The sequence below is a fragment of the Atribacteraceae bacterium genome (assembly GCA_035477455.1).
Taxonomy (GTDB): domain Bacteria; phylum Atribacterota; class Atribacteria; order Atribacterales; family Atribacteraceae; genus DATIKP01.
In genome coordinates, this window is sequence record DATIKP010000169.1 from 1 (window position 1) to 23,083 (window position 23,083).

At 55.4% G+C, this 23,083-nt stretch carries 22 protein-coding genes and 1 tRNA gene; 18 read left to right on the plus strand and 5 right to left on the minus strand.

Annotated elements, in window-relative coordinates:
• The 8 genes from VLH40_10055 to VLH40_10090 form a co-directional block, all read left to right on the plus strand.
• Positions 1-463 (plus strand): hypothetical protein (locus VLH40_10055; protein ID HSV32342.1); only part of this gene is annotated, 463 nt, incomplete at its 5' end.
• 1 nt (position 464) lies between these two features.
• Positions 465-2,420 carry an ATP-binding protein gene (locus VLH40_10060; GenBank protein ID HSV32343.1) on the plus strand — a complete coding sequence of 652 codons (1,956 nt, stop codon included), beginning with the start codon at positions 465-467 and terminating at the stop codon, positions 2,418-2,420.
• 14 nt (positions 2,421-2,434) lie between these two features.
• Positions 2,435-2,824, plus strand: a complete 390-nt coding sequence (locus tag VLH40_10065) for a secondary thiamine-phosphate synthase enzyme YjbQ (protein HSV32344.1) — start codon at positions 2,435-2,437, stop codon at positions 2,822-2,824.
• Positions 2,821-3,099: a metal-sensing transcriptional repressor gene (locus tag VLH40_10070; GenBank protein ID HSV32345.1), complete on the plus strand. Its 279-nt coding sequence runs from the start codon at positions 2,821-2,823 to the stop codon at positions 3,097-3,099. Before VLH40_10065 ends, VLH40_10070 begins: the two co-directional genes overlap by 4 nt.
• 680 nt (positions 3,100-3,779) lie before the next feature.
• Positions 3,780-4,274 (plus strand): chemotaxis protein CheW, encoded by a 495-nt coding sequence (locus tag VLH40_10075; protein ID HSV32346.1) that lies wholly within the window; start codon positions 3,780-3,782, stop codon positions 4,272-4,274.
• A gap of 96 nt (positions 4,275-4,370) precedes the next feature.
• On the plus strand, positions 4,371-7,052 hold the full coding sequence (locus VLH40_10080; protein HSV32347.1) for a PAS domain S-box protein: 2,682 nt from the start codon (positions 4,371-4,373) through the stop codon (positions 7,050-7,052).
• 145 nt (positions 7,053-7,197) lie between these two features.
• Positions 7,198-7,560, plus strand: coding sequence for a hypothetical protein (locus tag VLH40_10085; GenBank protein HSV32348.1), 363 nt, complete (start codon positions 7,198-7,200; stop codon positions 7,558-7,560).
• A gap of 105 nt (positions 7,561-7,665) precedes the next feature.
• Positions 7,666-7,878 carry an NAD(P)-dependent oxidoreductase gene (locus VLH40_10090; GenBank protein HSV32349.1) on the plus strand — a complete coding sequence of 71 codons (213 nt, stop codon included), beginning with the start codon at positions 7,666-7,668 and terminating at the stop codon, positions 7,876-7,878.
• Positions 7,879-8,099: 221 nt separating this feature from the next.
• Here VLH40_10090 and VLH40_10095 read toward each other — a convergent pair whose 3' ends face one another.
• The 4 genes from VLH40_10095 to VLH40_10110 form a co-directional block, all read right to left on the minus strand.
• Positions 8,100-8,501, minus strand: coding sequence for a hypothetical protein (locus VLH40_10095; GenBank protein HSV32350.1), 402 nt, complete (start codon positions 8,499-8,501; stop codon positions 8,100-8,102).
• A 42-nt stretch (positions 8,502-8,543) separates the two neighbouring features.
• Positions 8,544-9,410, minus strand: a complete 867-nt coding sequence (locus tag VLH40_10100) for a class II fructose-bisphosphate aldolase (protein HSV32351.1) — start codon at positions 9,408-9,410, stop codon at positions 8,544-8,546.
• 206 nt (positions 9,411-9,616) lie between these two features.
• Complete coding sequence (locus tag VLH40_10105) at positions 9,617-10,852, minus strand: hypothetical protein (protein ID HSV32352.1); 1,236 nt, start codon at positions 10,850-10,852, stop codon at positions 9,617-9,619.
• Positions 10,853-10,882: 30 nt separating this feature from the next.
• Positions 10,883-12,073 carry a pyridoxal phosphate-dependent aminotransferase gene (locus VLH40_10110; GenBank protein ID HSV32353.1) on the minus strand — a complete coding sequence of 397 codons (1,191 nt, stop codon included), beginning with the start codon at positions 12,071-12,073 and terminating at the stop codon, positions 10,883-10,885.
• A gap of 316 nt (positions 12,074-12,389) precedes the next feature.
• Here VLH40_10110 and VLH40_10115 point away from each other — a divergent pair, with 316 nt between their 5' ends.
• The 4 genes from VLH40_10115 to pdxA all read left to right on the plus strand — a co-directional run bounded on the left by VLH40_10115 (position 12,390) and on the right by pdxA (position 16,035).
• A complete protein-coding gene (locus VLH40_10115) occupies positions 12,390-13,352 on the plus strand; it encodes a sugar phosphate isomerase/epimerase (GenBank protein HSV32354.1) in 963 nt (320 codons plus the stop codon).
• A gap of 163 nt (positions 13,353-13,515) precedes the next feature.
• Positions 13,516-13,683, plus strand: a complete 168-nt coding sequence (locus VLH40_10120; GenBank protein HSV32355.1) for a hypothetical protein — start codon at positions 13,516-13,518, stop codon at positions 13,681-13,683.
• Positions 13,684-13,897: 214 nt separating this feature from the next.
• Positions 13,898-15,052, plus strand: coding sequence for a pyridoxal phosphate-dependent aminotransferase (locus VLH40_10125; GenBank protein HSV32356.1), 1,155 nt, complete (start codon positions 13,898-13,900; stop codon positions 15,050-15,052).
• Complete coding sequence (gene pdxA, locus VLH40_10130; GenBank protein ID HSV32357.1) at positions 15,049-16,035, plus strand: 4-hydroxythreonine-4-phosphate dehydrogenase PdxA; 987 nt, start codon at positions 15,049-15,051, stop codon at positions 16,033-16,035. The genes VLH40_10125 and pdxA overlap by 4 nt, the downstream gene beginning before the upstream one ends.
• Here pdxA and VLH40_10135 read toward each other — a convergent pair.
• Entirely contained in the window at positions 16,032-16,907 is an 876-nt protein-coding gene (locus VLH40_10135) for a ribonuclease H-like domain-containing protein (protein HSV32358.1), read from the minus strand. The two genes, pdxA and VLH40_10135, sit on opposite strands and share 4 nt — an antisense overlap.
• A 158-nt stretch (positions 16,908-17,065) precedes the next feature.
• Between VLH40_10135 and VLH40_10140 the strand changes: the two genes are divergently transcribed.
• The 6 genes from VLH40_10140 to VLH40_10165 all read left to right on the plus strand — a co-directional run bounded on the left by VLH40_10140 (position 17,066) and on the right by VLH40_10165 (position 22,953).
• On the plus strand, positions 17,066-18,154 hold the full coding sequence (locus VLH40_10140; GenBank protein HSV32359.1) for an ATP-dependent 6-phosphofructokinase: 1,089 nt from the start codon (positions 17,066-17,068) through the stop codon (positions 18,152-18,154).
• A 3-nt stretch (positions 18,155-18,157) separates the two neighbouring features.
• A complete protein-coding gene (locus VLH40_10145) occupies positions 18,158-19,030 on the plus strand; it encodes an inositol monophosphatase family protein (protein ID HSV32360.1) in 873 nt (290 codons plus the stop codon).
• Between the two features lie 42 nt (positions 19,031-19,072).
• Positions 19,073-19,990, plus strand: a complete 918-nt coding sequence (locus VLH40_10150) for a hypothetical protein (protein HSV32361.1) — start codon at positions 19,073-19,075, stop codon at positions 19,988-19,990.
• Between the two features lie 198 nt (positions 19,991-20,188).
• Positions 20,189-21,724 carry a YifB family Mg chelatase-like AAA ATPase gene (locus VLH40_10155; protein ID HSV32362.1) on the plus strand — a complete coding sequence of 512 codons (1,536 nt, stop codon included), beginning with the start codon at positions 20,189-20,191 and terminating at the stop codon, positions 21,722-21,724.
• Positions 21,725-21,726: 2 nt separating this feature from the next.
• Entirely contained in the window at positions 21,727-22,815 is a 1,089-nt protein-coding gene (gene dprA / locus VLH40_10160; protein ID HSV32363.1) for a DNA-processing protein DprA, read from the plus strand.
• Between the two features lie 60 nt (positions 22,816-22,875).
• Positions 22,876-22,953: transfer RNA gene (locus tag VLH40_10165), tRNA-Pro, on the plus strand.
• The last annotated feature ends 130 nt before the right edge of the window (positions 22,954-23,083 follow it).

Here is a 23,083-nt window from a genome sequence, read left to right on the forward strand (position 1 = left end):
TGGTTTGGTGAAGCGCATCCGCTATCTCCGGCTGGGAAACGTCCCGGATAATGCCCCACCGGTGGAACGAGAACTGTCCTGCTGGGCCGGGGAATCGGTCTTCACGTTGGCCCGGGGTGAGCGCACCCCCTTTTTCTGTACTGAGCTTCCCGGTGATCCGGCGCAGCTTCGGGTTTTCAGCTACACCCGTCTGGTTCATCCGGATCCCTATGCCCCCTGGAAGGGATTGGTTCGGTTGGAAGTGCTGGCTAAAGCTGGCGAGGTCGTTAGACTTCGGGAGGCGATCGGTGCGTTTTTCGATTCATTGTGTAACTGCCTCCCGAACCTGAGTGGCGATTACGTTTGGAAACGGCTTCCCGAAAACCTCTTTCCCATGATCGCTTTGGAAGAACACCTCAGCCTTTATTTTCTTCCCCCGGTGTACATGCGAACGCTTTTCAACAGGCTGATCAGGAGGGATTGATATGGAGCGGCTAATCGGTACCGTCAGTGGATTACAGGAAATCACTCCATTCGCTTTCTGGGTCCGGGTCAACACCGGGAGCACCTTTCTCGGTCTTGATGACGTGATCAAGGTCGAGTACCGGCACAACGGTTGTCCATTCCGGGTTTTCGGGGTCATTACCGAGGTGGTGACCCGCTGGGATGGAACCATCACCTCGGGATATCAGGAAGAGGCCTTTGCCGAAGGAATTTATGAAGGAACGGCGATTTACCTCGCTCATGTGGTGGTCACCCGGGTGTTTGCCGAGGTTGAGGGGTCCTGGCTCACCGTTCCGCCGGCTCTGCCCCCGCCGGTGGGGCAGGGTGTCTGCCGAGCGGAGCCCGGTGAATCGGATATCGCCCTGGGGTATGACCGGATCCGGGCCAGTAGCCGTGAAGTGCCGGCAGGGGTCCTGAGCGGAGGCGCTCCAGCCTATTTCGATCTGCGTTATCTGTTGGGTGACAACGGAGCCCACGTCAATGTAAGCGGCCAGTCCGGCGTGGCGGCCAAGACATCGTATGCCACTTTCTTATTGTGGATGATGAAGGAGTACGGCGGAAAAGTGCTTAAGGACTCCCTCCTGGCGCGCAGTCGTTCGATTGTATTCAATGTCAAGGGGGAAAGCTTGCTGTTTCTCGATCACTGGAACAAGGACTGGCTCGATGCGCGAAACACCGTGGAAGGCGAAGGCCGGCGGAATATCCGGGAGTGGGAGGACATGTTCCGTGCCTGCGGGGTGGAGCCCCATCCTTTCGAACAGGTGTCCGTGTATGTCGCCCCCCGGGACGAACGAGGGACACTCAGGATCAGTCGCCAGCGGCGGGGAGTGGCGGCTTATGGATGGGACGTGTTGGATATCGCCGAATATGGCTTGCTCCCCCTTATGTTCGATCCTGAAGAACTGGCCGCCAACGTCAATTTTCAACTGGCGGTGGTGGTCATGGAAGATCTGCTGCGGGACAATTACGAAAGGTTGGCACGGGAGGCCCGGCAGGAACTGAATTCCGGTAGTTACCGGGATTTTCGGATCTCCCCTGACGGATTGGACCAGAAGACCCTGGTCTTGTCTTATCTCAAGGCTTCCCGGCAGGATCCCGAAGTGATCCTGACTAACTTTTCCCTCCCCAACGACTTCGATGCCTTGTTGCGCATGCTACGGGTCGACCCTTCCGGAGGAGAGGGAGGAGGAGATGAGGGTGAACTGATCAAAGTTCTTCGTAAGGAACTTCTCGGGGAGGCCACCCTGTTGGCCGTATCCCGGCGGCTGCGTACCGCCCGCCGGACCGGACTCAACCTTTTGTGGCGGCGGATCGAATTTTCCCAAACTATCGTGGACCGCCCGCCGGTTCCATCCTATAACCTGGACTGGAACCGTCCCGGAGGGGTGACAGTGGTGGACGTGTCCAAGCTGTCGGTACGGGCCCAGGCGTTCGTGGTCGGTGCGGTACTGCGGGACATCATGCTTCGCAAGGAAAGCGAAGCTTTGGAGGAACCCGTCTTCGTGTTTTTGGATGAACTGAACAAGTATGCTCCCCGTAACGGCGGCGGACCGCTAGGGTCTATCTTCCGGGATGTCGCTGAGCGGGGGCGCTCATTTGGTGTAGTCCTGGTTGGTGCGGAACAGACCGCGTCCCAGGTGGATTACCGGGTGATTACCCAGGCAGCGACCACCGTCGTGGGTCGGCAGAAACACGCCGAACTGAATCGGGATGAATACGCCCATCTGTCCGGTGCCTTGCGGGAAAAGGCTTCAGCCCTGTTGCCCGGTGAAGTGATCATTGACCAACCCTTTCTGCGGTTGCCGGTGACTGTTCGTTTTCCTCTTACCCCCTGGGCGACCTCGGAGTTTCGTAAAGGCGGCCTGTACCGGTCTGGAGATGACGGCCCCGCGGACGAAGAGAAGCCGGAGGATGCGTTACAAAAGCTTTTGGAATAAAGGGAGGACCTGCCATGTACAGGGAAATTTTGATTACCACCCGCGCCCGGGAGGAGTTCGTGAACATCACCTCCCGAGTGGCCGAAATAGTTTCGACTTCACAACAGCCGGAGGGTTTGTGTTATATCCATGTTCCGCATACCACTGCTGGAATCACCATTAACGAGAACGCCGATCCTGACGTAACCGTTGATATACTGGAGGGACTCCGCCGGATCGTCCCCGCGTCGGGCTATCTCCATGGTGAGGGGAATTCCCCGGCTCACATCAAAGCCTCCCTGGTCGGGACCTCGCTTGTGGTAATGGTCGAAAAGGGTCGGCTTCAGATGGGCACCTGGCAGGGCATTTACCTGTGCGAGTTCGACGGACCGAGGCAGCGCCGGGTATGGATAACGGTACGATGAACAACCCAGGCCCCAAACACGCGAAGAATCTCCGCATGCTCCAGAACGCTCGGGGACAGCTCGATGCCGTAATCCGCATGATCAACGAGGACGCCTACTGCATCGATATCTCCCGGCAGATCCTGGCGGCCATTTCCATGTTGCGCAAGGCCAATAGCAAAGTCCTCCACCGCCACCTGGAAACCTGTTTACGGACCGCCTTGGAAACCGGCAATGCGGCCGAAAAAATCAATGAACTGGAAGCTATCCTGGCCTTCATGGAAAAAAATCTGTAAACTTCCCCTTTGCTAAATCACCCGACTTTGCGGCCGAGCCTTAACAGGTTGTGTCCCTACAGATGTAAAGCCGCAGAATATATGATTGATTCTACTGCAATAAGTAATTTTGCTGCAAAAGAACAAAGGAAGCCTGGGTCTGATTTAGCAGCACTGCAACCAGACGTGGTCATTGATGCGTGCGAGAAAATGCCAGATGAGGCGTTGTTGATGGCAACGGGGCCTTGCTGAAATGAGTTTTTGCAGCAAAATCATGAATGTGTTTATACAGACCAACCGACTACTCGAATAGGCTTCCGAAGATCCATTGCTGGTATTCAGTACCGATTTCGCTATTTTCCGGGATGGTTTCCCCATATCGATCGATGCTTTTTTACGGCTGGCTGAAGCTGGGGGGAAGAGAACAAGGGTGCCTGGCGGTCTCTGAGCACCTCATCCGCGAGTATTTTGAGTATTCAGGCATAATTCGGTCTCGCCGGTCCCGCACTGGGGAGGCCCTTTTGTTTTTTGTTTTTCCGTGATTTTGGCAAGATAATTTATATCATCTGCTCTCAGCCTGGCACAGCGGGTTGTATGTGTAGGCCGGTTCCTGCGGGATGGTTTGGTTCAGACGTTCCCAGGTATACGCCGGGCTGCGCGGGGCGGGGAAGATTCAAGAGATCAGGAAGAAAGGAGTCGTTATGAACCAACGAGCAAACACCGTTTCAACCAACGAACAGCAATTAGTGGCCTTCCAGCTAGGGGAGGAGACCTACGGCATCGATATCGCCCGGGTTCAGGAGATCATCCGCCTGCAGCAGATCACCGAGGTTCCCGGGGCACCTGATTTCGTGGAGGGGGTGATCAACCTGCGGGGGCGGGTGATCCCGGTGATTGATCTGCGCAAGCGCTTCGCCCTGGCCAAACGAGAGGACCGGAAGAGCGCCCGCATCATCGTGGTGGAAGTCCACCCCCACACGGTGGGCATGATCGTCGACGCGGTGGACGAGGTCCTCCGGATCACTGAGGATCAGATCGAACCCCCTTCTCCCCTTATCGCCTCCATCGAAGCGGAGTACATCCGGGGGGTGGGCAAACTCCCCGACCGACTCCTGGTGTTGTTGGATCTGGGGAAGGTCTTGAAGAAGGAGGAAAAAGCGGTTCTGGCCGACGTACGAGGTATGGACAGAGCATAATCGGCTCTCCTCTCGCTACGTTCTCGGTGAACATGGAAAACGGAAATACCGTAGATCGGAAATCTCTATTGAAATGAATGGAGCGGAAGAGCCGGATTGGATAATACGCTAGGGCTGGAAAAAACGATCATTGCCGCGACTTCGTGTTTGATCAACCTGGAACCGAAACAAATGGAAAACCGGATCCAGGAACTCCTGGGGATTATCAGCCGATATGCCGCAGCAGACCGGAGTTACCTCATTTTTTTATCGGATGACGGCGAAAGTATGGATCTGGCCGTGGAATGGGCGGCCGTTTCGAAACGCTCACATATCCAACCGCTTCAGAGCATGACTATGAAGCGGTTTACCTGGTTGGTTCAGGAGCTGGCGAAGAGACAATCGGTGGCTTTTCTGAGCTTGGAGGATCTGCCCCCGGCAGCGGTCAAAGAGCGGGAAATCCTGCGCAGTCAAAGTATAGAAGCCGCCGTGTTCGTTCCGGTTTTTCACCACGATAGCTGGATAGGGTTTTTCGGTTTGGAGTCGGCCACAAAATCGCATGTCTTGCTGGAAGGTTTATCGGTTCTGAAAATTGTCGCCCCTCTGGTCGGTATTCTCTGGGAGAAACGGAGTACGGAGAATTCTTTCCTGAATGATGAAAAGCGTTTTCACGCGTTGATCAAACATGTGAATGATTTAATCTGGATCCTCGATGCCCGGGGAATCATGAAATTTGCCAGTCCCTCCGTACTCCGTATTTTGGGCTATGAACCCGCAGCGCTGGAGGGGAAAAGTATTTTCGCCTTCGTTCACCCGGACGAACGGTGTTTTCTGGAAGGGTTTTTTTTCCAGCGGATCCGTCTTCCAGGGGCCCTGGTTTCCTATCCTCCCTTCCGTTTCAAGCATCATGACGGTTCCTGGATCTACCTGGAATCGACCGGGAACAATCTCCTGCAGGAACCCACTATTCAGGGTATCGTTCTCAGTGCTCGGGATGTTTCCGACCGCAAAAAAATCGAGGAGGACCTCGCCTTTGAGCAGAATTTACTCCGGACCCTGGTCAACACCATTCCCGACTCTGTTTTCGTCCAGGACCGGGAGGGGCGGGTTCTCCTGGTCAATGAAGCCCTGCTCCGCCAGTGTGGTTTCGAAAAACCCCAGGATGTGATTGGAAAAGCGGTGAATGAAGTCTTCCTCCCCGGCTGCGGCATCCGTCCTCCCTCCCCGGGTTCTCAGCCCGGCGACCAGCGGGGAGAGAGCCCGGGGCAGGACCAGGAGGTGTACGGAAGCGATGGAGGCGTCTACTTGACCAGCCTGATTCCCTTCCGGAGCCATCAGGGTGAGATCGGAGGGATGGTGGGGGTGAGCCGGGACATCACCCGTTCCCGGAATACGGAAAATGCCCTGCGCATAGCCGAACAGGAAAAACGGGTTATCCTGAATAATCTTTCCGAACTCGTCTGCTTTTTGGATCGGGAATGCACCCTGATCTGGGCCAACCAGGCCTGGATGATGGCGACCGGCCGGCAACTTGACGAGGTTCAGGGGCAGCGCTGCCATGACATTTGGCCCCCGGCGACGCACCGCTGTGAACACTGCCCTACCAGGAAAGCGCTTCTCGATGGGAGAGTTCAGGAAGGGGAAATAACTGATCCGGATGGGGCCATGTGGTGGGTACGGGGCAGTCCGGTTCGGGGGAGCGACGGATCGGTGGCCGGCGTGGTGGAGATCCGGCTAAATATCACCGAGCGGAAACAAACGGAGGACCGGATCCGCTACCTCAGTTACCACGATTCCCTGACTGGCCTGTTCAACCGGTCTTTTTTTGAAGAAGAGTTGCAAAGAATTGACCGTGAAGCAGGGCATCCGGTCAGCATCTTCATCGGGGACGTCAACGGACTGAAGATCGTCAACGATGCGTTCGGGCATCAGCGGGGAGACGAACTCCTCAGGCGGATGTCCGCGCTCCTGAAAGAAAGCTTCCGTGAAGAAGACATCATCTGCCGCTGGGGTGGTGATGAGTTTGCGGTGCTCCTCCTCCGTACACCCGGTGAAGTCTGCCAGAAAATTCTCGAACGGGTTCAGTCTTTATGTCAGCAAGCCAGTTCCGAAGCCATTCCCCTCAGTATCGCGTTGGGCTATGCGACAAAAGACTCTCCGACACAAGATATCCAGTCTATAATCAGGCTTGCCGAAGAGCGGATGTACCGGAAAAAATTTACCGAAAGTTACAGTGCCAGACATTCCATCATTCTTTCTCTGGAGCGCTCGCTGCAGGAAACGACGCTGGAAACCGAAGAACATGCCCGGCGGATGAGAACACTGAGCCAGCATCTCGGGGAACACCTGAAGCTAAGCGACGATGAACTCAACGAACTCGATCTCCTGGCTCGCCTTCATGATTTGGGGAAAATCGCCATGCCCCGCTCCATCCTGACTAAGCCCGCCGCTTTGGACCAGAATGAATGGGAAGAAATCAAAAAACATCCGGAAATCGGCTACCGTATCGCTCTATCGTCCAAAGATATGATGCCGATTGCCGAAGCGATCCTCTCCCATCATGAGCGCTGGGACGGGAACGGTTATCCCCGGGGGCTCGCCGGGCGGAAGATCCCTTTGCTGGCCAGGATCATCAGCGTAATCGATGCCTTCGACGTGATGACGAACGGGAGGCCGTACCGCCTGCCCATGGATAATCAGCAGGCCATTGAGGAGCTTCGCCGTTGTGAGGGGACCCAGTTCGACCGCCGGATCGTTAGAAAGTTCATTGAGCTGATCGAAAACGGTATATTACCCTGACTGGTTCTTCCGGTTTTTCCGAAAGTTTACGAAAAAAACGGCTAATCGCTTGGTCCTCGCCCTTATGTATCTGACCAGCCGGGTAAATTATACTGAAAAGGCATGGTAGATCAAATTAACAAAAGATTACCCAGGCCGAACCGCTATGTTTTTCCGATGCCCCCTAGCCCATGCCGATGTCCTGATTCCGGCCATGGCCAGGATTGACCGGGAAATGATATGCCGGGGGAAAAATTTACGCCTGATCCAGCAATGGGGAGCTGGATTGGAAGGTGTGGATCGGGAGGCGGCGACCGAACTGGGTATCGCGGTAGCCAACGTGCCCACCGCTGGAACCGGAAACGCCGAATCGGTGGCGGAATTGGGCAGTCATGGCCGCGATGGCCCTGAGCCGGCAATACCCGGTAATACAACAGTCGGTCCGCTGCGGTGCTCCCCGGGGAACCCCCTGGGGACAGTCCTTGTATGGACGGACTGCCGGGATTGTCGGAGTAGGTGGCATTGGTAAGGCTCCGGCCTGGCGGCTCAATGCCTTTGCCATGAGACTTGTGGGGGTGAAGCGGCGGCCGGAGAGCTTTCCTTTTCAGAATTATGGTTTTGAATGGGTAAGGGCATGGAGAATCTGGGTGAACTGTTGCGGGAAGCGGACTATGTCTTTCTTTGCCTACCGCTGCAGCCGGAAACCGATCGGATGATCGGGTACCGGGAATTCCGGGCAATGCGCCGGGGAGCCTACCTGATCAACCCTTCGCGGGGGGGGGTTGATCAGGTAGGAAGGCTATGGACGAGGCCCTTGGCCAGGGGCTGTTGGGAGGAGTGGCGTTAGGTGTCTTCTGGGAGGAGCCGACACCACCCGGCGACCCTCTGTTCAGACACCCCCGGGTTCTATCGTCTCCGCATATTGCCGGGGTTACCGACGTCTCCTATCGGGGGATTGCCGAGAAAGTGGCCAGCAATATCCAGATGGTGATGGCCGGTCGACTTCCCCATTACTGCGTTAACCCGGAAGTGGTGAAAGGTTGGCTTAGACCGGATAACGAGGGGTATTCACCGAAAAATTATGGTCAGGAGACCCAGGCCGCCGATGAGAAGGTTGGGGAGATTCCCCAGCGATGTGGGCCAGGACCCATGCCATCGGAGATTGTGCGCTGGGAAGCGGGTTTTCCGGATGATTCCCCATTCCTTCAGGAGCACTTCACAATCCGGGCAGGCGGAGAAAAAAGCGCCCCAGAGAGCAAGGGGACCGGGAGTCAACCAGCGCCAGATAAGATACCCGGCGAATAGGCCGAAAACCACGTCGGCGGCGGCCCAGCCGAGAGTTGGAGTATCCCGATGGGGAATCATATCAAGCAGGATATGGTTCCCCAATCCGGTGAGAGCCAACAAGGGGATGCTTTCGATTCTGGTAGCTAAAGCCAATCCGGTCAGAACATGAGTCGAAAACCACATCGGATGGGCCCCTGATTCCTTTTCGTTTTCCTGATGTCCCTCTCAGGCGATCCCCGCCGACAGGCAGGAGTCGAAGCATTCCTGAACATCCCGGACAACCTCCCGGGAAGCCGCCTCAAATATTTTGGGTAGAAAAAACTCCCCGTTATCCTGGGTCAGGTATCCCTGGAGACCCCGGAGAAAGGCAACCCGCAATATAGTGCTGAAATTGATTTTTCGTACTCCGGAACGGCAAGCCAGTTGCAGTTGTTCAACCGGCGTACCGCTCCCGCCGTGTAACACCAGGGGAATAGCCGTCCCTTCACGAATTTCCCGGACCCGCTGTATATTCAGGGTCGGAGATTCTCCGGAATAGAGACCGTGCCGGGTGCCGACCGCTACAGCCAGGCTGTCCACTCCGGTTTCCCGGACAAACTGGACCGCTTCTTCAGTCGTGGTGTAATAAGAATCACCCGATTCTTCGTTTTCCCAACTTTCGTCTCCCTCCAAACCTCCGACCCGTCCGATTTCTCCTTCGACCAATATATTGACGGTGTGGGCGACCTCGACGACTCGTCGAGTGAGACAAACATTCTCTTCGAAAGAATACCGGGACGCATCGATCATCACCGAAGAAAAACCGGATTGGATCGCTTCCACGATTTCCGGGTATTGGTGCGCATGGTCCAGATGGAGAGAAAAGGGAACCGTATAGCGAGCGCTTAGGGCCGAGAGGCTTGCGGACAGAGCCCGGATGTCTGTATACCGGTGTTCCACCGGGGCAACCTGGATCATGACCGGAGAACGGAGAGCCTCCGCCTTGCTCAATACCCACATCATGAATTCCAGGTGCGGGGTATTGAAAGCGGGGATGGCACAGTTATGTTTTTCGGCTAGGTCGATCAGTGTTCGCGATGTAACCAAGGGCAAGGCAATGGCTCCTCTCTAAAAATACAGGCTATAGTATTTAGCCGTTTAGGCTTTTGGGTAATACCAATGTAAATTTTTGTTTTACCTGAAAACCTACAATCTAACAACCGGTATTTCTATCTACCGCCTAACAACCGGCTATTCTTTTATCTCTATTAATAAAACTGTGATCGGTGAACGGTGATGGGTTGGAAGATTAGATTTCTTCACGGGGAGAGAGTGAGGATTTTTCGAGCCTCCTTGGGATGCTGGGCGATAAACACCAGCTCGTCGGCGACCAGGGGTTTCTGTTTTTCCACATTGGCGAAACGGACCAGTTCGAGTATCTCTCGGGCCTCATCTTCGTTCTGGAATTCGACCTCCAGGTTTTCATACACGTTCCGGAAACCCTTGATTCCACTGTATTCTCCGATCACGATCTGACGCCCGGTCTCGATCAGTTCCGGCTCTCCCCGTCCCAGTTCCTCGAAATCGTAGAGTTCGTAGTTCTTCCGGTCTTTGATCACGCCGTCGGCGTGAATGCCCGAGGCATGGGCAAAGGCATTGGCCCCCACCCCCGGCTGGGTGATGGGAATGGGAACCTTGAAGGCATAGGATGTGTATTTACTGGTTTTCCAGGCCGCCTTGAGGTTCACCGGCGGATTGATTGCGTACCGATTACCTTCCAGCCCATTGGAATACTGAATGGCAAGGATGATCGAAACCAGATCGGCATTGCCGGCCCGTTCACCGACGCCGTTGACGGTCGTATTGATGTAGGCGTCCACCCCGCCGTCAACCGCACCTTTAGCTCCGCTCACCGAGTTGGCCACCGCCATGCCCAGGTCATTGTGACAATGAATTTCGATCGGCATCTGGGTTTTTTCGGCGATTTCCGCAATTCGTTCGTAGATCGTAAACGGGCTGTCGTATCCCAGGGTATCGCAATAACGGAACCGTTCGGCCCCCGCTTCCTTGGCCGCCAGACAAAATTCGATGAGGAAAGACAGATCGGTTCGGGAAGCGTCCTCGGCGTTGACCCCCACTCCCAGGGCACCCAGGTTCCGGGCGGCCTTTGTCGCCTCGGTAGCCGAGCGGATGATTTCGTTCGGATCCAGTTTCCCATGAAACTTATACTGGAGCATCTGCTGAGACGTGGAGATGGACAGATTGAGGTAACGGATTTGGGGGACCAGTTGAAAAGCAAGCTCCACATCCTTGGTGATCGCCCTCATCCAGCCGCTCAGGCGGATGGGAGAAAGGAAGCCTTTTTCGGCCAATTGGAGATTGGCATTGAGATAGTTCGTTTCGTGCCGGGTGGTGGGAAAACCGAATTCGCTCTGAAAAACACCCATATTATTAAGAAAAAAGTTGATCATGGTTTTTTCGATTTTCGCCAGGCCGAGAAACGCGGTTTGCACTCCGTCCCGGTTAGTGACATCCAGCAGGTATATCGCCGGCATAACGACACCTCCTTACTTTAACACCTTTCTTTAGGTAAGATTACGTAAAAATTTGGTCAAGCGTTCCATACCCTTGTGGATGTTCTCTTCTGAGGTGGCATAGGAGAAACGCAAGTACCCTTCCATTCCAAACGCGCTTCCAGGAACACAGGCTATTTCTGCCTGTTCCAGGAGAATCTCCGTCAATCGTTGTGAGTTCCCGATCGGACCGCTTGCCCCCTGGAGAGCCAGGTAGGAGGAAAAATCGGTAAAGACGTAAAAGGCGCCTTGCGGAAGCGGAAAACGGACATCGGGCAGCCTGGATAAATAAGAGATCATAAGCTTCCGGCGGCGGTCAAACGCCGTCACCATGTCCTTAACGATCGAGTCCGGGCAATTGAGGGCGGCCAGGGCGGCGAACTGGCTGATGGAGGTCGGGTTGGAGGTCATATGATCCTGGAGCCTTCCCATGGCCTGGATGACTTCCCGGGGACCTGCGGCATAGCCGATTCGCCAGCCGGTCATGGCATAGGCTTTCGAAACACCGTTGACCACGACGGTTCTTTGTCGGGCTTCCGGGTTAAGAGCGGCAAAACAGGCGACTTCAACTCCATCATAGGTCAGGCTGTCATAGATTTCATCGGAGATGACCGTGAATTCGTGCCTGATGGCCAAATCGAGAATGCGCAAGAGCTCTTTCTCTGGCCAGACTACACCGCTGGGGTTGACCGGATTGTTCAGGACGAGCAGGGTGGTCCGGTCGGTAATGGCCTTTTCGATCGTCTCCGCCGAGACGGTCAAAGCTTCCGGATGGCAGTCCAGGATCACCGGTTTTCCTCCAGCCAGCTTGATCTGTTCCAGGTAGGTGACCCAGAACGGCCGGGGTAAGAGAACTTCGTCACCTGGTTCACAAAGAGTCATTATCGCGTTGTATAGGGAATGTTTGGCGCCACAGGAAACAATGATTTCCTGCGGGAGGTAATCGACGTTTTTTTTCTCCCGGAAATGGCGGCAAATGGCCTCTTTCAGTTCGAGGATGCCGCTGGTCGCCGTATACTTGGTCTCTCCCCGGTCGATGGCTTTTTGAGCGGCCTCCTTGATGAGCGTTGGGGTGTCGAAGTCCGGTTCACCGGCACTGAACGAAACAACATCGACCCCCGAACGTTTCAGTTCCCGGGCCCGCGCAGCGATCGCCAGTGTCGCCGATTCTTCGATTTCCCGGACCCGCTGGGTTATAGCCACAGCCGTTCCTCCTTTGTATCCTTCCCCCATTTTTTCCTGTCAGTCCTGCCGGAAATTTGTTCTTTTCTGCGGGGAGGAATTATGATACACTGAACCCGGTTTGCCAAAATATCCTGGAATTAAGAGGCGCCGTCTCTTTGGTCGGCCGGAGTATATTTGTATCTTTATAGAGGAGAGGATGGGAAAAGTCAAGAGATACAAATACAATCGGTGATCGATACCATCTGGATTCACACGGTGTCGCCCGACACCGGGGCCGGTGACGAGCATCCCAGGAATGAAAACTTTCCAATACCATCAGGAGGAGGGATAAGCCTTGAAAATTGGTGTATTCATGGTGTTACTGCAGAACCAGCCTTTCGACCAGGCGCTCGATTATGTCAAAAGCATCGGAGTTCAGGCGGTGGAGATTGGAACCGGCGGTTATCCGGGAAAGGCACACTGTGATCCAGAAAGGCTCTTGGCCGATGCGGGCATCTTCTCCCGTTTTCGTGATGCGGTTTTTTCCCGGGAGCTCGAACTCAGTGCTCTGAGTTGTCACGGAAACCCCGTACATCCTGATCCCGCGCTGGCCCAGGCCCACCATAAGGATTTCGAAAAAACGGTATTGCTGGCCGAGAAGCTCGGGGTCAAAACGGTGATCACCTTCTCCGGATGCCCGGGCGATTCGGAACAGGCAAAATACCCCAACTGGGTGACCTGTCCGTGGCCGAACGATTTTCAGGAGATCGTCAAATGGCAGTGGGAAAATAAAATCATTCCCTATTGGAAGGATGCTGCCCGGTTCGCCGGCGATCACGGTGTCCGGGTCGCCCTGGAAATGCACCCCGGTTTTTCCGTGTACAATCCGGAAACCCTTTTGTGTCTGCGCTTGGAAGCCGGTGAGGCAATCGGGGCCAACTTCGATCCCAGCCACCTGTTCTGGCAGGGTATGGATCCTATCCGGGCCCTGCGGCGACTGGAGGGAGCGATCTTTCATGTCCACGCCAAGGACACCAAGATCGACCCGATCAATAGTCTGGTCAACGGCAACCTGGATACCAAACCGTATACCGAAGAAATGCACCGGGCCTGGATTTTCCGGACCGTCGGCTACGGGCACGGCGCCGGCTTCTGGAAGGATTTGGTCAGCAACCTGCGTATCATAGGATATGAGGGAGCGCTGTCGATCGAACATGAAGACTCGTTGATGTCGGTGAAGGAAGGATTGGAAAAAGCGGTTGCGTTTTTGAGAAGCGTGGTGATCACCGAAGAACATGGTGAGGCTTGGTGGACTTAGAAAATTTTTCATTCAGTATACGCCGGTGGTCTCCCCCGCCACAGTATCGATATGGCACTCGGAAAGCCAATCGGTTATGGCTTCGATTCTGTGGTAAAGCAGCCGACCTTGCGCATGGGGTGATCGTCCGTCCCCCGATGCGGGGGAAGCGGTCACCCGATACATGGGTGGGGTGAAGCAGACGATTGGAAGGAATCGCGAGGTAAACGGAGTCATCGTCGCCAAGGAGATTAGCGAAAGCCTCCGCTATGTCGTGTCCATGGTTCCGAATGTCAATCTCTTTGAGCATGAGGTTGAGTTCCATTTCAAGCCAACCAAGGATATTCAATAGGGCGGTGGGGGGAGTCGGATAGCCCGCTTGAAAGCGATAGTGAGTCAGCGGCGAATATCAGAGGTCAGAATGATCTCGACAAAGAAGGGGTGCCGTGAACGAAAACAGGAGCATTTGAGCTCTTCGGTGCCTGCGCAGATGCAAGCAGGCAGGGGATTCTCATCAACTCCGACCACCGTTCAATGATCACAGTTTTATTCACCGGGAGGATATTATGGTCAAAGCTTCAGAATATGTTTGCCGGCTTCCCCGCTCCGGAATCCGGGAACTGATGGGTATGGCTTTGTGCATCCAGGGTGCGATTCACCTGGAAATGGGAGAACCGCACTTTTCCACCCCACCCTTCGTTATTGAACGCCTACAGGAATTCTTTAGCCGCGGGGAAGTCAAATATACTCCAACCATTGGCATTCCTTCTCTGCGGGAAGCGATTGTCAGGCAATTGAAGAGTGAAAAGGGATGGGAAACCGACTTGGAGCAGGTGATGATCCTTCCCGGTTCACTTTTTGGAACGGTGGTGGTTTTTCGGGCCATGCTGGAACCCGGTGACGATGTGCTGGTGCCCGATCCGGGATTCACCAACCACTTTTCTCAGGTGGAACTATGCGGTGGGCGGATCAACCGCTACTTTCTCCGCCAGGAAAATGACTATCTGCCTGATTTTTCCGAAATTCGAACCAGCATCACCCCCCGCACCCGGATCATTCTGGTCAATTCGCCCTCCAACCCTCTGGGGGTGGTCTTTCCGGCCCAGGTGATGGAAGAATTCGCCCGATTGTCCGAAGAATTCAATCTCCTGGTCGTTTCTGACGAGGCCTATGAACACTATGTCTATGAGGGAACCCACCAGCCGATGTTCAAATTCGTTCCCCCGGAACGGCTGGTCAGTATTTTTTCCTTTTCTAAGACCTATGCCTTGACTGGGTGGAGGGTGGCCTATATGGTGGTGCCGGTGCACCTGGCTTCACACCTGATGAAGGTCGAAGAATATCTTATCGCCTGCACCTCGCATATCGGTCAGAAGGCCGCCGAAGCCGCGCTGGACATGCCCCGGCAACTGGTTCTCCATATGGTGGCTTCCTATGACCACAACCGGCGCCTGGCCCTTCGGCTTCTCGACGAAGGCGGGTATACCTATTACCGGCCTCGGGGGGGGTACTATATCTGGATCGATATCCGGGAGTTTGGGATAAGTTCTCTGGAGTGGTGTAAGACCGTCCTACAGAAAACCTGTGTCGCCCTGGCCCCTGGCGATACTTTCGGTCAAGGCGGGGAAGGGTTTGCCCGTTTGTCTTTCTGCCGGCGGGAAGACGAGGTTACCGAAGGGGTCCGGCGGCTGGCGAAATTCCGCAGGGAGTGCCTTTCATGAACATACCGGTCGTAGCCCTCACGATGGGAGACCCAAACGGCATCGGGCCGGAAATCATCGTGAAAACCTTACGCTCCTGGGACTTCCCGGCGAAACCTCTGGTTATTGGTGACCGTATGGTGCTTCGGGAAGCGGAGCGTTTAACCGGACCGGCCATTTCCTGGGAAGAAGGGGATTGGAACAGAGAATCCCTGGCTCCAGCCTATATCGATATTTCCGATAAGACGCCGCACCTGTTGGAATGGGGGACCGTGCGGGCCTCGGCTGGGCTCTCTGCTTTCCAGTCCATTAAAAAAGCGATCGAACTGGCCCGGGAAGGACTGGTCGATGCGATTTCCACTGCGCCGATCAACAAGGAGGCTCTTCACCAAGCGGAGGTGCCCTTTATCGGACATACCGAAATATTCCAGGAACTGACCGGCAGCGACCGGGCATTGACCATGTTCCAGGTCAAAGACCTGCGGGTATTCTTTCTCACCCGTCATCTCTCTCTATCCCGAGCCATCGAGGAGGTCCGCCGTGAACCGGTGATCCGGTTTCTAAAAGACATGTACGGTTATCTACGCCGTTTGGGTCTGGCCGCACCCCGGATTGCCGTTGCGGCCCTCAACCCCCATGCCGGAGAAGGAGGGTTGATCGGTAGGGAAGAACAAGACGAGTTGGAGCCGGCTGTGGCGGAAGCCCGCCGCCACGGGATGGAGGTCAGCGGACCGTATCCCGCCGATTCGATTTTCTGGTTCGCTTACCAGGGGAAATACGACGCGGTACTCTCTCTTTATCATGACCAGGGGCATATCGCCACCAAGTGTATCGATTTTTACGGCACGGTCAGCGTAACCCTGGGACTGCCCTTCATCCGGACCTCTCCTGACCACGGAACGGCGTTTGATCTGGCGGGGAAGGGAACGGCCAACGAGCATAGCATGAAAGAAGCCTGCCGCTGGGCCAGCCGGTACGCCCTGAGTTACCGGGAGAGTCTTTAGCCGTCGACCAGTTCCCAAGTCCTTTTTCCGTATCGGCGCAGTCTTTCGTGGAAGATTTCGTTGAGAATTTCCCGGTTGATCGTATAGGGTAGAATTATCCGTTTATGAGGTTCGGGTAGAATCAGGTCAGAAAATTCCAGATCCTTCACTTTCCGGTTATAAGCATAAACCATTAGTTTTTCCAGGTTAACCGTGTCTTCCACGTTATAGGCGATGAGGGTTTCCAGGGCCTCGCCGCACCCTTCCTGGTATTTTTGCCAAAGCAACACGGCGGTGAAGCCATCCACTCCAGCCAGGTCTCCCCGGTCGATTCCGATGGCCTTTTCGCAGATCTTCAATCCTCCCGATAATCCGAGGCTTTTCAGGATAAAGCGTAAGTCGAGGTGCACTTGGGGTAGCCGTATATCCAGGTCTCTCTCTATGAACGGTATATCGAAACATTTGCCGTTGAAAGTAATGATGACCTGGTATTGCATGATGTCATTGGCAAAGTCCCCTAAATTGATTCCCTGTATGTAGATTTTTATTTTATAGCCGTCGAAGAGGGTGATTAGAGTGATACGATCATCCGGTGGGGGTATGCCGGTCGTTTCGATATCCAGAAAAACGGTTTTTTCCCGAAAATCGGGAAAGAGCCGCCAGCGGTAGAAATGACGGAGATTCGACCGAAAGAAGTGGATGTTCCCGTTTTCAAGGTGCTCCTGGGACCGGAGAAGGGCGCCTTCGGCTAGGCCGGTCAAGCCGCGGGGAAGACAAGCCTGGAAAGCGGTGTTCCACAGGGCGTCGGACCAGGAAAGGATCCCTTCCTTCCAGACTCGTTGTTCGATTTTGTCTCCAATACCGGGAATGTGACAAAATGTGCGCCGGAGCATGTATAGATTCCTTTCTCTACGTATTGTATGAGAAGTAGCGGTTCTCCGCAACGGGGGCAAGCGGTTTACCCGCGCCGGGTGGGGAAATGAAAGCCAAGGACTTGCCGGGGATGGTATACTTCCTTTTGAAAAACACCTGAAGAGAGGAGGAGATGCGCTTGAAAATCCGTCGAATCGGGATCCTCAGCGGGGGAGGGGATTGTCCGGGCATCAACGCGGTGATTCGGGGGGCCGTTAAGAAGGCCATTCTCGACTATGACCTGGAAGTGCTGGGAATTTTGAACGGCTTTGAGGGCTTGGTGGAAGGCAAGTGGCGTAAGTTGTTTTATAAGGATGTCTCGGGTATTCTCGCTTTGGGAGGGACCATTCTTGGTGCTTCGAACAAGGCTAACCCCTTCCGCTACCCGGTCCGGGAGGAGGGAAAAATCGTTTTTCATGACTACTCCCGGAAAGCGATTGATAATTATCACCAGATGGAGATCCAGGCTCTGATCTGTATTGGAGGCGACGGCACCTTCCAGATCAGCCGGGACTTGATGAACGCGGGTCTTTCAATCGTCGGCGTCCCCAAAACCATAGACAACGACCTTAACGGCACCGACCTTACCTTCGGGTTCGATACGGCGGTCCATGTGGTGACCGAAGCGATCGACCGCCTGCATACTACCGCTCAATCCCATCATCGGGTCATCGTGGTGGAGGTGATGGGACGATACGCCGGGTGGATCGCTCTATACGGCGGAATCGCCGGTGGGGGCGACGTGATCCTGATTCCCGAAATTCCCTATGATATAGATGCCGTCTGCCGGTTTATCAATCAGCGGATCGATGCGGGAAAAACCTTCAGTATCGTTGTGGTCGCCGAAGGAGCGCATCCCCGGGAGGGAGAGATGGTCGTCCGCCAGCGAGTCGAGGAAAGTCATGACCATATCCGCCTGGGCGGTGTGAGTATGCTGGTCAGCCGGGAAATCGAGGAACGGATTTCTCTCGAAACCAGGATGGTCATCTTGGGGCATCTCCAGCGGGGTGGCACCCCTACGGCCTTCGACCGGGTCTTGGCCACCCGCTTCGGTACCGCAGCGGCGGAAATAGCGGCCCATGGTCAATTCGGCTATTTCCCCGCCCTGGTGGGCTCAAGTATTGTGCCTTTGCCCCTGGCGCGGGGCATTGAAAAACTGAAGACTGTTCCTCTGGATTCCGAGTTCTTGTCTGTCGCTCGCTCCACCGGGATCTGCCTGGGGGAATGAGACATGGTGACTGATCTCACTCGGCGTCTGGAAACCGCTATCAGTGTAGCCCGGCAGTGTGGGGCCTTGCTGGTCGAGAAACAGGGACGCATTGGCCGCATCGAGGAGAAATCAAGTCCTATCGACCTGGTTACCGACGTCGATAAAAGCGTTCAGGAAATCATTTTTTCCGTTCTGCACGCTGAATTTCCCGGTGATGGGTTATGGGGGGAGGAAAGCGGATACCGGCTTGAGGATTTTTCCTCTACTTGGGTGGTGGATCCGATCGACGGGACCACCAATTTTATCCATGGACTTCCCGGATACACTGTGTCGATTGCCTACTACCGGGAGGGAAAGCCGGTGGTGGGAGTAATCGATTCACCGACGCATCGGGAAACCTTCTGGGCGCTGGAGAGAGGGGGTGCCTTTCTGAACGGTCGGCCAATCCAGGTGACCGGGGAGAAACGCCTTCACCGGGCGCTCCTGGGTACCGGTTTTCCGCATGACCAGAACCGTTGTGGGATCATGATGCCGGTATATTCCCGGATCCTTTGCCGCAGCCAGGCCCTGCGCGCCCTGGGGTCGGCTGCGCTGGGCGCCGCCTCGGTCGCGAGCGGGCGTCTGGAGGGATATTTCCAGCTGGGCATATCCTTTTACGACATCGCAGCTGGAGTTTGCCTGATCCAGGAAGCGGGAGGCGTGGTCAGTGAGTTGACCGGGGCCTCGTGGACGCCGGAAAGCCGGACGGTCCTGGCAAGTAATCGTGTTCTCCGGGAAGAACTGCTTGCTGAATTCAGTGCCTTTCGAGAACAAGCCTGGGAGTTGAACCGGATCGACCGGTTCGGAAGCATGGCGGAAAAACCGATTGAGAAACCGGTATCCACCCATCACTGATCACCAATCACCCATTACGATATTGAATCAGGAGGTAGGTAAATGGCCTTTCAGTACGGATTGTCGCAATTTATTTCTTTTCGGGACGTCGCGGTGTGTGAGCGGGTGCGTTCGATCAAAAAGGAGGAAATCACCCGACACGCCAACCCGGATTTTCACATTCGAGTGATCGAAGACCGGGAAGAATTTTATTTTGCCTTTGCTATGGATCTGGTGACCCGGATAGTGAAAGCCCGGGACGAGAACCGCAGGCTGGTGCTGATACTCCCGGTCGGACCTATGCCCCAGTATGCCTACGCGAGTACGATCATCAACGAACTCCGCATATCTCTCTCCCATCTCCATACGTTCAACATGGACGAGTATGCCGACGAGGCGGGCAACAGCGCTCCGGTCGATTGGCCGGGCTCTTTCCAGAAAGCGATGTGGGAAAACTTCTTTTACCGGATCGATCCCGAGTTCCGTCCCCCTGCCTCCCAGATACACTTCCCCACCAAAGAGGCCTTGCCTGATTATGGGAAAATGATTGATGATCTGGGAGGAGCCGATTGTTGTTACGGCGGTGTGGGCTGGTGCGCGCATATCGCCTTCTGGGAAGCCCACCTGGGTCACGAGTTCGGAGACGATTTGGAATCGTTCAAAAAGGCAGGTCCTCGCCTGGTGGAACTCCATCCCATGACCATCATGCAAAACGCCCTGCATTCCTTCAGTGGTGACTGGTCCTGGGTGCCGCCCAAAGCCAATACCATCGGACCGGCCCAGATCACCGGCGCCCGGAGTCGGAGTTTCTGGCTGGACGGCTATCTGGGCGGGGGCGTGAGCTGGCAACGTTTCATCGCCAGGCTGAGCGCTCATGGACCAGTGAACACGCTGGTTCCGGCCTCAATTCTCCAAACTCTTCCGGGAACCTATACCATTATGGGAGGCGTGGCCGATAACGTCGAAGTACAGATGGCCTGAGGGGGACAAACCGGCAATACGGATGCAGAACTTATCACCTTCCCGGGCCACACCGTCCTGGATAAGTTCCGCCACAGAGCTTGCCGGGGAAAATTGTAGTTTTATATCGGCAATGAAATCCATTGTTGGACACAGAGTGTCTCACCCGCTGAGAGAAAGGCAAGATCAAACGGAACATCGGTAAAGGGGGATGTCGCGTTGCTCGCCAGGGTTATGGGAGTGACCACCATTGGGATCGATGCCCGGCTGGTGGAGGTTGAAGTCGATGTCGGAACCGGTTTGCCGGCGTTCAATATTGTCGGTTTGCCGGATACCGCCGTGCAGGAGGCGCGTGAGCGGGTCCGCAGCGCGATTAAAAACAGTGGATTCACCTTTCCGGCCAGGAAAATCACGGTCAATCTCGCGCCGGCATCTCTGAAAAAAAGCGGAAGCGATTTCGATTTACCGATTGCCTGCGGAATTCTCTCGGCTACCGAACAAATCTCCATCAGTCCCGGGAAAAGGGTTTTCATGGGGGAATTATCCTTATCTGGGGAAATCAAGCCCGTGAAAGGGGTTTTACCGGTCGCGCACACCTTGGGAAAAGAGAGGGATGGTCATGCGCTATTTGTAAGCCGGGACAACGCCCGCGAAGGGGCGGTCGCCGGAGGGGTGGACGTTTACGGCTTCGGGACACTGGTGGAGTTGTGTGATGTTCTGGAAGGAAAAAGAGCGGTCGAACCGGTCCAGGTGGAGGTGGCGCGCTGGTTCACCCGGGTGGGTGAAGATGAGGAGGACCTCCGGGAGGTCAAGGGGCAGCGGCACGGGAAACGAGCGCTGGAGATAGCTGCGGCCGGCGGCCATCATCTCTTGTTTATCGGTGCCCCGGGATCCGGAAAAACCATGCTGGCCCGGCGACTTCCCTCGATTCTTCCTCTCCTTTCCCTGGAGGAGGCGATCGAAGTAACTAAAATCCATTCAGTCGGTGGCTATTTACATGATGACCGGCCGCTGGTTACTGTCCGCCCGGTGCGTTCTCCACACCATACCATTTCCGATGTGGCTCTGATTGGTGGGGGACAATGGCCGAGACCCGGCGAGATCAGCCTTGCGCACCACGGGGTGCTTTTTCTCGACGAGGTCCTGGAGTTTCGCCGAAACGTTCTCGAAGCGTTGCGGGAGCCCCTGGAGGAAGGGAGAATCACCATTTCCCGGGCTAACTCTCAAGCCACCTATCCGGCCCGTTTCATGCTGGTGCTTTCCTGTAATCCTTGTCCCTGTGGCTATCTGGGAGACAGCAAACGCCCTTGCACCTGTTCTTTCCCAGCTGTTGCGCGATACCGGGGGAAACTCTCCGGGCCGCTATTGGACCGGATTGACCTCCAGGTGGAAATTCCTCGCTTGGAGTATAGCGAAATCGCCTCGGAGAACCAGGAAGAGAGTTCCGAAACAGTTCGAAAGCGGGTGGAAAGAGCCCGAGCGATTCAGAACTCCCGTCTGAGGGAGCGCAGCATCAGGGTTAATGGAGACATGAAGGCCCGCCATGTGAAAACCCATTGTCGGTGTGACGACAAGGCGAAGAAGTTTCTGGAAAGAGCCATGGAAAATCTGGCCATGAGCGCCCGGGGATATCACCGGGTTTTGAAGGTCGCCCGGACGATCGCCGATCTGGCCGAGATGGAATTGATCGGTATCGACCAGGTGGCCGAAGCGGTGCAATACCGGACGCTCGACCGGAAGCTTCTGGACGGATGACGATGAACGATTTACCCTACTGGGTCGCCTTTACCCGGATCCGGGGCATTGGGCCGGTCCGTTTTCGCCGTCTTAAGGAAGTTTTCGGAAGTGCGCACGCGGCCTGGGAGGCGCCGGAAAAAGAACTTGGGGAAGTTCTGGGCGACCGGTTGGCTGCTGTACTTAGCCGGGAACGCCGGAAAATCGATCCGGAAAGGGTCTTGAGCGATCTCCACCAGCGGGGTATCGACATCCTGATCAACGGAAGCGGCCATTTTCCAACGCTTCTGAATATTATTCCTCAGCCACCCTGCCTCCTCTACGTGAAAGGAGATCTCTCCTGTCTTAATACCTACCTCCCCCTGGCTGTAGTGGGGACTCGCCGGCCGACTCCCTACGGCCGGAAAATCGCCTTTGATTTTTGCCGGATACTTGCCGAAAAAGAGATGGTGGTGGTCAGCGGTATGGCATCAGGCATTGACGGAGAGGCACATCGGGGAGCTCTGGCATCCGGAGGGAAAACGGTCGCGGTGTTGGGGACCGGGATCAATGTCGTTTATCCGGCGGCGCACGTCCGGCTTGCCGAAGCTATCGTTAAAGGTGGCGGGGCGATTGTCAGCGAATACCCGCCGGATACCGGGCCCCGCCGGGAGAACTTTCCGGTGCGTAACCGCCTGATCAGTGGAATGAGCCGGGGAGTGCTCGTGGTGGAAGCTCCTATGCGTAGCGGCGCATTGATCACCGCTGATTTCGCTCTGGAGCAAGGACGGGAGGTCATGGCGGTTCCTGGTCCGGTTACCTCCCGGCAGAGTGAGGGAACCAATCGGCTCATCGCCCAGGGGGCCTTGTGTGTGTTGAACGTGGAAGACGTCAGGGCGGCCTTGGGTCGGCCGGAGCAGGCCTTTTTGGCCCGAGCCGAACCTGCGGAAGGGATTGAGCTGTCCCCGGAGGAGATGAATATCCTGTCTCGGATCGAGTATACCGGAACGTCCAAGGGGGAACTTCTGGAGAAAAGCGGCCTGGGGGGCGGCACCTTCTTTCGGATTCTCATCGAGCTTGAATTGCAAGGCCTTATCCGGGAAGAGCCGGGCGGGGTGCTCTATAAACGTTGAAATGTTGACAGGATTGCCCCGATTTGATATAAATTTGATGGGTAAGGAAGGGGAAAATGTCGGGGAGTGGCGCAGCCTGGATAGCGTACTCGCTTGGGGTGCGAGTGGTCGGCGGTTCAAATCCGCTCTCCCCGACCATTTCGTCGATCATCGTATCTTTTGTCCGAATCCCCTGATGACAATAGTTTTTCGGACTTCTACGTAACAAAGAGAACCTGAGCTACTGAAGCCAGCTATAGAGAACATAGATCGCAGAATCGAGAAGAAG